Origin of the sequence: Lysinibacillus sp. FJAT-14745 (genome assembly GCF_001275675.1) — a bacterium.
GTDB lineage: Bacteria > Bacillota > Bacilli > Bacillales_A > Planococcaceae > Lysinibacillus.
On record NZ_LITM01000005.1, the window covers coordinates 323,596 to 336,309 of the forward strand.

The 12,714-nt window shown below is 38.4% G+C and carries 12 protein-coding genes and 1 other annotated feature; of the genes, 3 read left to right on the top strand and 9 right to left on the bottom strand.

Annotation, left to right across the window (positions count from 1 at the left end; genetic code table 11):
- The first annotated feature begins 87 nt into the window (after nt 1-87).
- A complete protein-coding gene (locus tag AMS59_RS24970) occupies nt 88-681 on the top strand; it encodes a hypothetical protein (protein WP_156304590.1) in 594 nt (197 codons plus the stop codon).
- Nucleotides 678-989, top strand: coding sequence for a hypothetical protein (locus tag AMS59_RS24975; protein ID WP_156304591.1), 312 nt, complete (start codon nt 678-680; stop codon nt 987-989). Before AMS59_RS24970 ends, AMS59_RS24975 begins: the two co-directional genes overlap by 4 nt.
- A 48-nt stretch (nt 990-1,037) precedes the next feature.
- Here the strand turns inward: AMS59_RS24975 and AMS59_RS08880 are convergent, their stop codons facing one another.
- Entirely contained in the window at nt 1,038-2,606 is a 1,569-nt protein-coding gene (locus AMS59_RS08880) for a cation acetate symporter (RefSeq protein WP_053483377.1), read from the bottom strand.
- A gap of 24 nt (nt 2,607-2,630) precedes the next feature.
- Nucleotides 2,631-2,966, bottom strand: a complete 336-nt coding sequence (locus AMS59_RS08885) for a hypothetical protein (protein ID WP_053483378.1) — start codon at nt 2,964-2,966, stop codon at nt 2,631-2,633.
- 237 nt (nt 2,967-3,203) lie between these two features.
- On the opposite strand from AMS59_RS08885, the gene AMS59_RS08890 reads away from it, so the two are divergent.
- Complete coding sequence (locus AMS59_RS08890; protein WP_234007716.1) at nt 3,204-4,382, top strand: AraC family transcriptional regulator; 1,179 nt, start codon at nt 3,204-3,206, stop codon at nt 4,380-4,382.
- A gap of 285 nt (nt 4,383-4,667) precedes the next feature.
- On the opposite strand, the gene ileS is transcribed toward AMS59_RS08890, so the two are convergent.
- From ileS to AMS59_RS08925, 7 genes are all read right to left on the bottom strand, one after another.
- Entirely contained in the window at nt 4,668-7,436 is a 2,769-nt protein-coding gene (gene ileS, locus AMS59_RS08895; protein WP_053483380.1) for an isoleucine--tRNA ligase, read from the bottom strand.
- Between the two features lie 483 nt (nt 7,437-7,919).
- Nucleotides 7,920-8,139: a binding site (T-box leader), on the bottom strand.
- 97 nt (nt 8,140-8,236) lie between these two features.
- Nucleotides 8,237-8,761, bottom strand: a complete 525-nt coding sequence (locus tag AMS59_RS08900) for a DivIVA domain-containing protein (RefSeq protein ID WP_053483381.1) — start codon at nt 8,759-8,761, stop codon at nt 8,237-8,239.
- 95 nt (nt 8,762-8,856) lie between these two features.
- Nucleotides 8,857-9,645 (bottom strand): RNA-binding protein, encoded by a 789-nt coding sequence (locus AMS59_RS08905; protein WP_053483382.1) that lies wholly within the window; start codon nt 9,643-9,645, stop codon nt 8,857-8,859.
- A gap of 722 nt (nt 9,646-10,367) precedes the next feature.
- Nucleotides 10,368-10,649, bottom strand: a complete 282-nt coding sequence (locus AMS59_RS08910; protein WP_053483383.1) for a YggT family protein — start codon at nt 10,647-10,649, stop codon at nt 10,368-10,370.
- A gap of 20 nt (nt 10,650-10,669) precedes the next feature.
- On the bottom strand, nt 10,670-11,167 hold the full coding sequence (locus tag AMS59_RS08915; protein WP_053483384.1) for a cell division protein SepF: 498 nt from the start codon (nt 11,165-11,167) through the stop codon (nt 10,670-10,672).
- Complete coding sequence (locus AMS59_RS08920; protein WP_304438249.1) at nt 11,151-11,855, bottom strand: YggS family pyridoxal phosphate-dependent enzyme; 705 nt, start codon at nt 11,853-11,855, stop codon at nt 11,151-11,153. The genes AMS59_RS08915 and AMS59_RS08920 overlap by 17 nt, the downstream gene beginning before the upstream one ends.
- 151 nt (nt 11,856-12,006) lie before the next feature.
- Nucleotides 12,007-12,243, bottom strand: a complete 237-nt coding sequence (locus AMS59_RS08925; RefSeq protein WP_049668351.1) for a PRC-barrel domain-containing protein — start codon at nt 12,241-12,243, stop codon at nt 12,007-12,009.
- Between the last annotated feature and the right edge of the window lie 471 nt (nt 12,244-12,714).

Here is a 12,714-nt window from a genome sequence, read left to right on the forward strand (position 1 = left end):
TCTAACCTATTCTACCATAACAGCCCATATCAGAATAACTAATATAGCATGAAAATATGGCGCAACACCATTATGTAGGGGTGATTTTTGCTCCGATTCGGCCCTTTCTTGCGGATGTTTGTTGAGCTATCCGTCGTTTTGGCGGTTCTATTCACGATTTTGGTGGTTCTATCCACGATTTTGACGGGGCTATCCACGATTTTGGCTGTTCTATCCAGGATTTTGACTCTTTTATCCGTCGCTTTGGCCCTTCATTCCGTCGCTCTCAGCTTTCTTTCCGTCACTTTGACCTTTCTTTCCGTCGCTTCGACTCTTCTTTCCGTCGCTATGATTTTCATCCGTCGCTTTAACCTTTCTTTCCGTCACTTCGACTCTTCTTTCCGTCGCTTCGACTCTTCCTTCCGTCGCTCTGATTTTCGTCCGTCGTTTTGGCCTTTCTTTCCGTCGCTTCGGCCATTCTTTCCGTCACTTCGGCTCTTCTTTCCGTCGCTCTCGGCTTTCTTTCCGTCGCTTCGACTCTTCTTTCTGTCGCTTTGGCCTTTCTTTCCGTCGCTCTGGTTTTCTTTCCGTCACTTCGGCCATTCTTTCCGTCGCTTTGGCCTTTCTTTCCGTCGTTTCGGCTCTTCTTCCCGTCGCTCGGCTTTTTTTCTGTCGCTCTGGCCTTCCTATCCCTCGCTTTGACTTCTATCCGTCACCTTTGCTCTTCCTTCCGTCGCTTCGGCTCTTCCTTCCGTCGCTCTGTCGGGACTATCCGCGATTTTGGCTGCTCTATCCACGACTTTGACGGTTCTATCCGTCACTTCGGCCATTCTTTCCGTCGCTTTGGCCTTTCTTTCCGTCGCATCGACTCTTCTTTCCGTCGCTCTGACTCTTCTTTCCGTCGCTCTGACTCTTCTATCCGTCGCTCTAGTTTTCATCCGTCACTTCGACTCTCCCATCCATCGCTGTCATCTCTACAAAAAAAGCTATTACCATCACGTCATAAGTAATGGCAATAGCTTATCAATTTTTATTAAATGTTATACCGATGAATAAATTTAGGCTGTTTCAGACTCTTTCGAATGTACACGCTTCATGAAATCATTGACATCAGCTGGTACTTTTCGATCTAATAATGACACAATAACAACTGATAAGAAGCCTATTGGTACTGTTACTATGCCAGGGATTTTAAATTGTAAGAAACTTGGTAGTGTTCCTGGTAGGAAAATCATCCACATAGATACGCCAAGACCAATGAGTAAACCTGCAATGGCTCCTTTTTCTGTCATCCCTCTCCACCAAATGCCTAAAATAAATATTGGTGTAAATGTACTCGCCGCAACAGTAAAGGCTAGTGCGACTAAATGTCCAATGGATGCATCCTTTACTAGTAAGCCCAATACTCCATATAAAATACCTAATATAACAATTGCTACTTTTCCTGCAATCACTCGTTGTTTTTCGGTAATATCTTTTTTCATAATGCTTGCATATAAATCATGGGCTAATGCACCCGAGCTTGTAATAAATAACCCTGATAAATTTGAGAATATGGCTGCAAATGCACCTGCTATGACTAGCCCAAGTAGCCATTTACCTCCTAGTGCTAGTGCTGTTGTAGGAATAACCATATTGTTTCCGCCAAGCACTAGATCACGCATTACTTCCTCACTTGCTGTACCCGAGATAAAAATAGAACGACCTACAACACCTAAATATACAGCTAATAAGAAAAACGTACTGGCAATCCCAATCGCCATTAATGCTGATTTACGAGCTGCCTTCGCACTTGGATTCGTATAAAATCTTAGTAATATATGCGGCAGACCAATTGTACCTAATGCTAAACCTATTGTCATACTGATGGTTTGCCAAAATGTTGGGAAATAAAAGCCTGTTCCTGTCCAAGCAGCACCATCAAAATTAACATCACTTCCATCTAAGGCATATGGTGAAGTTCCTGCAATCGGACCACTGAATGAATTAATGGCAGCTAAAATCTTATCGTAATGCAAACCACCATAGATTGCAGTAATCAACATAACAATAAACGCTCCAAGGCGAATCCACAGCTCTAAAGCTTGGTTGATTGTTGTTCCTTTCATACCGCCTATTCCTACATAAAAAATCATTACAATACAAGTAAAGATGATGCCGAATTCATATGAAGTCCCAAAAAACATACTTAAAATTTGTGCTGCCCCTAATAATTGTGGCGCTGCATAAAAACCAGAAATCGCTAAAACCACGGCTACTGCTACTAGCCGAGCTCGTCTACTATGAAAACGATAGGCTAAAAAATCGGCAACGGTAAATGCTCCAAAACGTCTTAATGGACCAGCCACAAAAATAGCTAATAACGTTAATCCAATGGAGAAGCAAAATGCATAATAAGCACCGTCGTAACCTAATTGAAAAGTTAAACCAGCTATCCCAAGAAATGTAGCTGCACTTAAATAGTCTCCTCCAATTGCAGAACCATTTGTAAACCATCCAAAACTTCGTCCCCCAACAAAGAAATCGGATGCCGTTGCATTTCTTTTCGTTAAATACGTAATGTATACAATTGTTCCCATTAAAGCAATAGTCATTAACATCTTCGGTTCTAATAGAGTTTTTATCATTCCACATACCCCCCTTAGCTAAAACTACTTATTAAATATTTCGTATTTCTTCAGGCGTTTTTCGTACAATGCTGTATGCACATACGCAATGATAAAGGCCATTACCATCATAACGACGGTTGTCACAAACCATGTAACTGTCATACCACCAAAAATTTTCTTAAAAGCAAGCTCTGGAGCGAACCAGTTCATAACTGGAATGCTAAAAATTAAAATGAAATAAAATACCGTTAAGCTAAAACCTGTAGTAAACTCATCTTTCATAATTTTGTTAGTAATTGCATCTAGTGGTGGAAGGTCCTTCACATCTACAGTTCCAGCTTCCACGTATTCATATTCATGACTTCCTACTTCTGCCATATTTCAGCTCCCCCTTTCTATATAAGTGAATAATTGTCTGAAATTTCAAATTATTATTCACTACAATTATTCTATTCTATTTAATCTATAATATAGTTACAAAATATTGCTGTATTAGTACAAAAAATTGCTATTTTAAGTTAAAATGTTTTTATTGTTTTTCATTTACAATAGAAGGGAGATGTTAGCATTTTAAATTTTGTTTGGTACATTGAAAATCCAAATGAAAAACAACAAATGGACTACTGGCTAGAAGAATTTCTACCTAATACCTTTATTAACTGTGAAGAACCCAAAACAGAAATTTCCGCCATCATTGTCTATGAAATCAACCGTTTATTTGACTGGGTAAAGATAAATCGGTTAAAAAGAAATTATCCCAATAATATAATTATCCCTATTGTTGCAGAACACCTTACCTACTCAACTGGGATAGCAATTGAACTAAGTTTGCCCGCACTTCTTATAAAACCATTACAGAAAGCAAAATTTCTACGAGTTGTTAAAAAGCTTTATACGTCCTACAAAGAAAAACAGGCAAGTACTCTTACAATGCTTGAGCTATCACAGCAAATTCCGCAAGACCATACTTCACCTTTCCGCGAAGCTTTTTTAAAACGACTTCTACGAGGAGAGGTTGAAAGTGAGCAGGAAATAATCCAGTCATCCTCTTTTTTATCGAGGCATTGTATCCCAAATATCGTGTTTTTAATCCAGGGCTATGTAGATGTGAATGAAGGTCGACCTATCCCTTATGATGCAAGTAGTGTTATCACAAATGTGTTTCACCAAAACTTTGCTAATAAAGCACCTCTATCCTTTTTACATTTTGAACGTTATTTACTGTTGCTTATGCGCATGCCTAATGAATACACATCATTTAAGCATTGGTCTGAGGGGCTAGCTTGTTTACTTGAGGTTATTGAAGTGTTAAAAAAGGATTATTGCATCCATCTTTTTATGGGAATTGGTGGAGTTTTTCAGGACGCCATGCAAGTCAAGGAATCCTATAGTCAAGCTCGAAAGGCACGGAGGAAACCGCCCGTTCATAGTATTCATATACGATTTTATGAAGATTTAACAAAGCAAGAACAGCTCCAAAAGGCGATCCAATATATCGAGGAACACTATGATGAACAACTTACGATCAGTGATGTTGCCAAATATATCAACTTTAGTGCTACTCATTTTAGCAGATTGTTTAAAAAAGAGACTGGTCGCAATTTTGTGGATTATGTAGCCTTTACACGTATCATCAAATCACTGCCGTATTTACGAAAATACGATTACACCATTGATAAAATCTCCTTCATCTGTGGCTTTAACACACCTAATTATTTCAGCCTTACGTTTAAAAAATATGTCGGTATTTCTCCAACAGACTACCGCAATACACAAGAAATATTATTTAAATAGTTCATAACACGTAAATGAAGCATTCAAGTCACTCCATTACAAAAAAGAATCTGCTAGACCTCAATGACAAAGTAAACAACGCAAGCCCCCCATCATTAAGGAGACTTGCGTTATTAATTACATAGAATGCAGATTCTTATTTTTAGTTTGCATTACTGTTTGTTTTTATCCACCGGAGGCTTTGGGCCAACACGATGTTGGTCACTCAGTCGTTGCCACAGGACGTGGCGATCGTAGACTGAGTTCCGCTATTTCAGCGGATGTTTGGACACCCGCTAAAAGAACTTAAACGTAATACTTTTCTACAACTTCTGCACAACGCGCACACACTGTTGGTTGTGCTTCATTTGAGCCGACTGTTTCAGAAATAGACCAGCAACGTTCACATTTTTCACCTGTCGCCTTTTCTACAACAATCGATGCATGTTCTAGAGCTAATGCATCTGCAGGTGCAGCTTCAATTGATGCTACTTCAAAGGCAGAAACGATTGAAAGCTGTGCAAAATCAATGTTTGCATCATTTAATAATGCTGCCACATCTTCTTTCGCATAAACTGTTACTTTCGCTTCAAGTGATTTACCAATTGTTTTTGCATTACGAGCTTCCTCTAATGCTTTTAAAATATCGTCACGAACATCAATAATATTCACCCATTTTGCACGTAGACTTTCGAAGTTTTCATGTTCAAATACCTCTGGGAAGTCTGTTAATTGGACAGATACCTCTTCTACAACACCTTGAGCATGTAAGTAAGACCACATCTCGTCACTTGTATGAGGGATAATAGGTGACATTACTTTTACTAATGTCATTAATGTGTCATAAATAACTGTTTGCATCGCACGGCGATTTTTGTTGTCATGGCCTTCGATGTACACAACATCTTTTGCAATATCTAAATAGAATGAAGATAATTCTACTGCAACAAAGTTATTCACTGCATGATAAACAGCTGCGAAATCATAGCGATCATATGCAGCACTTACAGTTTTTAAAACATCTTGTAGACGCATATAAACGTACTGATCCATTTCACGAAGATCTTCATATGCTACTCGATCTTTCGTTGCATCGAAATCAGCTACATTTCCGTGTAAGAAACGGAATGTGTTACGGATTTTTCGATAAACCTCAGATACTTGTTTTAACATATCCATTGAGATACGAACGTCGGCTGTATAATCTACAGAAGCAACCCATAGACGAAGAATATCTGCTCCGTATTGATCCATAACCTTTTTCGGGATAATTACATTCCCTAAAGATTTACTCATCTTACGACCTTCACCATCTAGCACGAAACCATGTGTTAATAGTCCCTTATATGGTGCATAGCCATTAATAGCTACAGAAGTAATTAATGATGAGTTAAACCATCCACGGTGTTGGTCAGAACCCTCTAAATATAAATCAGCTGGATATTTCATACCACGTTCTACTAGCACACCTTGGTGAGAAGAACCTGAGTCAAACCAAACGTCCATAATATCGTTTTCTTTTGTAAATTCACCGTTCGGGCTACCCGCATGTGTGAAGCCTTCAGGTAATAATTCTTTTGCTGTTTTTTGGAACCAAATATTTGATCCATGCTCACGGAATAATGCTGAGATATGGGCAATTGTTTCTGGTGTAATAATTGGCTCACCATTTTCAGCATAGAAAATTGGAATTGGAACACCCCATGCGCGCTGACGTGAAATTACCCAGTCTCCACGGTCACGAATCATATTATAAAGACGAGTTTCACCCCAAGCAGGTGTAAATGTCGTTGATTTTACTGCGTCTAGTAACTCATCACGGAATGCATCTATTGACGCAAACCATTGTGGTGTTGCACGATAAATAACTGGTTTTTTCGTACGCCAGTCATGTGGATAGGAGTGTGTAAAGAAGTTAAGCTTTTCTAACGCACCGACTTCTTTTAATTTTTCTGTGATTAATTTGTTTGCATCATTGTAGAATACACCTTCAAAACCAGGTGCTTCATCTGTATAGCAACCGCTATTATCAACAGGGCTAAGAATTGGTAGACCATATTGCTTACTAATATGATAGTCATCTTCCCCGTGTCCCGGTGCTGTATGAACACAACCAGTACCCGCTTCAGCAGTTACGTGCTCTCCAACCATCACAAGAGATTCACGATCATAGAATGGATGCTGTGCAACAATTCGATCTAAAGCTTCACCTTTAACTTCTTGAACTACTTCATACGATTCCCACTCAAGTTCGTTAGCAACTGTTTCTAATAATTCTTTTGCAACGATGAATTTTTTATCTGCAACCGCAACAACTACATAGATAAATTCAGGGTTTACAGAAATCCCTAAGTTCGCTGGAATTGTCCAAGGTGTTGTTGTCCAAATGATAAATTTAGCATCAGTTGGTACAACGCCTTTAGAATCTTTAATCGCAAAGCTTACATAAATAGAAGCCGATTTAACGTCTTTATATTCAATTTCTGCTTCTGCAAGTGCAGATTCAGATGATGGAGACCAGTAAACTGGTTTTAAACCTTTATAAATATAGCCTTTTTCAGCCATCTTTCCGAAAACTTCAATTTGACGAGCTTCAAATTCAGGCTTTAATGTAATATATGGATTTTCCCAATCACCACGAACACCTAAACGGCGGAATTGTGTACGTTGGTTGTCGATTTGCTCGTAAGCATACTCTTCACATAATTTACGGAATTCAGCAACAGACATTTCTTTGCGCTTTACACCTTTGTTTGTAAGTGCTTGCTCAATTGGTAAACCATGTGTATCCCAGCCTGGAATATAGTTTACATGGTAGCCAGTCATTGAGCGATGACGCGTAATCATATCTTTCAGCACTTTATTTAAAGCATGTCCGATATGGATATCACCATTTGCATATGGAGGTCCATCGTGTAACACATACTCAGGGCGTCCTTCTGTACGCTCCATTTGTAATTTATTAATGTCCATTTCATCCCATTTTTCTTGCATTTTCGGTTCATTTGCCGGTAAGTTTCCACGCATTGGGAAATCTGTTTTTGGCATTAATAATGTATCTTTGTACTCAACCATTTTTTCAATTCCTCCTTTATTTTACAAACAAAGAACATATGCAAATAGGCGCTCATTCACATACGACAGTTATTAGGCTCATCATTATAACGTGTGGTTGATTTCCGTTCCGGCTGGGCGCTTTGCCGCTAACGCTTCGCTTTCGCGCAGAGCAGAGCTTCCTGGGGGCGTCCGATGAGCCGCTTCACTCGCGATGCTCGCTCCAGGGTCTCGGGCCAACAGGATGTTGGTCACGAAGGCGTTATCACAGGACGTGATGGTTTTAGCCTTCGTTCAGCTATATCGCTAATCCCCAAGGAGTCGCCCAGCCTCCACTCCAATCAACTTATTTACATAGTAGACGTTTTAACAAAAGTCATCCATAACTTTTGATGATGAACCCACATTTTAACAACGTAAGTATAAGTTCAAACATAGCATTTTTCCACCAATAAAAATGGAAGCCTTCCGCCATTTGAACATACAAAAAGCCTCTCAATCCCACAAAGGGACGAGAAGCTTATACTCGCGGTACCACCCTAATTGTAGCACAATATTGTACTACCACTTAAAGCACGTTAACGTTGTGCCTCACGAAATAACTTACTTCATTCAGTTATTTAGCTCCGAAGTGATGTTCATTGTTATTTGCTTGTTTGGGCTCACACTATCCCCAAATCGCTTAACTACGCCTAACAAATACTGTCTTCGTCTCTGCCTGTTTGCATATGTGTTCAAAATAATTACTATTACCATAGTATATGAAAATCAAACAATCACGTCAAGCTTCACTTATTGCGTTCAAATGCTAATAATAGCGATTAAACTTGATCGGCTTCCTGTGCTTCTTCAACAGATGTTTGAATTTCAGTAAGGTCAATATCATATTGTAGCAAATGGTCCCAATCATCTGCATTTAGTAAATCCAGCTGTGCCTCTACAAGCATTTTAAAACGATTACGGAATACCTTTGATTGCTTTTTCAGCTCATCAATTTCAATTGTTACTTTTCGAGCTTTTGTTAAAGCCTCATTGATAATACGATCAGCATTTTTTTCTGCTTCCTTTACAATGAGTTTAGCCTCTTTTTGAGAATTTCTTCGCACTTCGTCAGCTGCCTCTTGTGCAACAACAATTGATTTTTGTAACGTTTCCTCTAATGAGTTAAAATGTCTTGCTTGTTCTAAAGAAATTTCTAATTGTCTGTCTACTTCCTTTTTTTCACGTAACAAAATTTCATAGTCTTTAATAATTTGATCTAAAAATTCATTTACTTCATCTTCAGCATAACCTCTGAAGGATTTAGTAAATTCCTTATTATGTATATCAATAGGTGATAACGGCATACGATCCTTCTCTCCTTTACATGTACATTCGTACTTTCTATTATACAATTGTTCCAACAACTTAGCAGTAAAAATTAATGAAATTCACTTGATTTTCAGCTTTTTTGAGTCAATCGACCGATTTGTAAACGAATTTTATCTTTTTTTGTACGGCCTTCAGTCATCATAATTTTTATTCGACCGCTACCGCGCACAGATAAAATATCTCCTTCTTGTAATTCAAAAGCAACTGTATCCCGTTCAGTCCAATTGATACGTACCTTTTTACCTGTAATTAATGCTTGTGCCTTCTGGCGAGAAATTTTTAAAACAGTGGAGATAATAACATCTAAACGCATAGAAGAAACAGTATGAGACTCTTCTAGCCACTCTTCCTCGTTTTGAAGCAATTGCTCCGTCTCTTTAATCGATTCTACATGTACCTTTACTTTGCCGATGCCTGTTAAATGTAAGCGTACATATTCCGCTACCTCATTCGCTACTACAAATTGTACTAGATGGTCATTTACACGAATATCACCGAATTTACCACGATCCAATCCTAAAGATAATAAAGCTCCAAGAACATCTGGATGTCGTAGTTGGACAAATTTCACAGGATATTGAATTGTAAATACTGTAAGCTGAAAATCTTCCTCCATAGGCTCATAATAAGTAGGATAAATAAGCATGCGTTGTCTTTCTGCATCCTCAAAGAGCCCAGCACTAGCTATTTTTAAAATGTCATACTGTCCAATTATCGATGCAACAATAAAGCGCTGTCGAGGGTCTAGAAAATCAGTAAGCTTTGGAGCATAACGATCCTCTACCTCATGCTGCCAGCCCACAACCTGTTCAATAAAAGGCTGTTCATCTTTCCTAAAATGCTGTATTAAATGCTCCATATAACTTCACCTCTATTATCTCTCTTTTACTGGTTCAATTTCATTGGTATTTTAAGGATTCAAAAAATACTCATAATCATAACGTGGGGTTGATTTCCGTTCCGGCTGGGCGCTTTGTAGCTGCCGCTTTGCTTTCGCTACAGAAAACATTTGCCGCTGACGCTTCGCTTTCGCGCAGAGCAGAGCTTCCTGGGGGCGTTCGATGAGCCGCTTCGCTGCAGGGTCTCGGGCCAACAGATGTTTTTTGCGCGAAAGCGTAGTGCTAACGCAGCGTCAGCAGCACCGATGTTGGTCACGAAGGCGTTATCACAGGATGTGATGATTTTAGCCTTCGTTCCTCTATTCGTTGATCCCCGAGGAGTCGCCCAGCCTCCACTCCAATCAACATATATGCATTTCACATATGTTTTAACAAATGTTGTCATCCCAACTTTTAAATCTTCACTAAAATATGTACATGATTACACATTATACTCCGGAAGACGCTCGCGGGTGAGGTCAAAGCGTCCTCATCGCTCATACTTCGAGATACCTTCATTTTTATTCAAGAACAGATTTTAGTATCGATCCTTAATTTCAGTTGAATTTGCTTTAGATTGCCAAAACACCGTTTCCTACTCACACTTATGAATTCTAGGGAATCATCACTAAATTGCAACGGTTCTTGTTAAATTTATTATTCCCCATAAATAAAAAATCCCCACCGTTCGTGAGGATTTCTTTTAAGCAAACATATCGTATATTTTTAAAATAACAATAAAAAGCCCTTTTTGAATATAATTAAGAAGAAATATTGCTACGATAGGTGAAATATCAATCATGCCAATTGGCGGAATGAATTTTCTAAAGATGGCAAGATAAGGTTCGCATACTTTTGCTAATAAACGTCCAATTGATGAGTTTTGAATAGCTGGCACCCAAGACATTAAAACATATGCGACTAACATTAGTGAATAGACATAAAATGCTATTGACACATACTTCAAGATTAAATAAAAAGTCATATAAACTACAATCCTCGCTATTAATTATCGTCTAAAATAAAATTTGAAATTTCGCCAGACACTTCTACATTATCAGGTGTGCATAGGAAAATGTCTTTACCGATTCTTTGAATATCACCGCCAAGTGCATAAACTGTGCCACTTAAAAAATCAATAATCCGTACACCTTGCTCTCGCTCAATACGTTGTAAATTGACGATCGTTGCACGCTTATTTTTTAAGTGTTCAGCAATGTCCTGAGCTTCGGCATAAACTCTAGGTTCAACTAATACAACTTTTGCGCCTTTAGAATTCATTGCTGCCTGTAAACTTACAATGTTGTTTGTAGGTGTTGAACTCTGCGGAAAAATTTCCTGAACCGGTGCCTTACGCTCCTTCATGACTTTTTTAGGCTTCACTGATTGAATCTGTTGCTGTTGTTGAACGGGTTGTTGCTGCTGAATAGGAGCTTGCGTAATTTCTTCTTCTAGTTCTTCCTCTAGATAAAAGAAATTTTTAATTTTATTTTTCATGCTCATCCTGTTCCCTTCTTTCATTTCCAACAAGAGCCGTTCCAACTCGAACAAATGTAGCCCCTTCTTCTACCGCAATTTCAAAGTCATTAGACATGCCCATTGATAACTCGGTACAAGGTGCGTGTGCGAATCCTTGCTCGGCTATTTGCTGTTGACATTGTTTTAATTGCTTAAAAACAGAGCGAATAATTGTATCCTCATCTGTGTTTGGTGCCATTGTCATTAAACCAACAACTTGAATTTTTGTAAAATCCTTTAATGATTCAATAAAAGGCAGAACTTCTTCAATCGATAAACCATGTTTTGCTTCTTCACCTGATACATTAACTTGTACAAAACATTTGACAGGTTTGTCTGCTCTTTTTTCAATTTCTTGCGCTAAACTCAAACGATCTAATGCATGTAAATAATCAATACTGTTAATAACTTGTTTGACCTTCCGTGTTTGTAAAGATCCGATATAATGCCAATGTACATCAGCTTGAATCGCCTCAATTTTACGATTTAAGCCTTCAGGACGGTTCTCTCCTAAATGAATTAGCCCCGCATCAATTGCTTCTTGTGTTCTTTCTACTGAAACTTCTTTTGTCACTGCAATAATTTGGACTTTCTCTGCTTCACGATTTGTACGTTTTTTTGCTGCTTGTATAAGTTCATTAATTTTCTTCAAATTTGTTAAGATTTTTATCACTTTTTTTCCCAACTTTACAACAATAGTTTCTTTTATTGTAACAAGCAATGCTTGAATTATCAATGAATAGCCTGACCTATGTGAAAGTACATTTTACTTTACCAACGCTTTAAAGGTGCTTAATTTCTAATACGCATAGAAATTTTGCTCTTTAGGATAATGCTTTCACTAAAATGACATCTTTGCCAACTACAAGTACATCTTTCATATACACTTTCCTAACAGATTCTTCCCCGCGAAAAAAGCCAAGATATTTACGGGGCTCTGCAATCATAAAAGCCGTTACATAGCCTGTTTCTTTGGATACCTCTGCATCTACCACAAATCCTAAAAAGCGTCCATTGCCTGCTTCAATAACTTCTTTTTGTTGTAACATTGAGAAACGCATTTTATCCCTCCCTAAATCAATTACTCTCAACATCGTTTTATCTCAACAAACTATGTTTTCTCTTTATATTTATGTGTTTATTGTTGTTTAAATGAAAATGAAATGATTAAGGAATCTCTCTTTGGCAAAACGAAGGGGTGATTTCCGTTCCAGGCTACTCGCTTTCCTGTGGGCGAGCGTCGAGTAGCCTTCCACTCCAATCAGCAATGGCGTAGAATTCCAATAGTGGACGATATTACAACAAACCTTAAGTTAACACTTCGCCTTCGCACAGAAAAATTTGTTGCTGTCGCATAGACAAAACCCTTTTGCTAAAGACGTTTTATCACTTAAATTATAGCGATTGGAAGAACATACATGCTATATGAATTGGTTGATTGGAGTGGAGACTGGGCGACTCCTTGGGGATTAGCGATAGAGGAACGAAGGCTAAAACCATCACGTCCTGTGATAACGCCTTCGTGACCAATT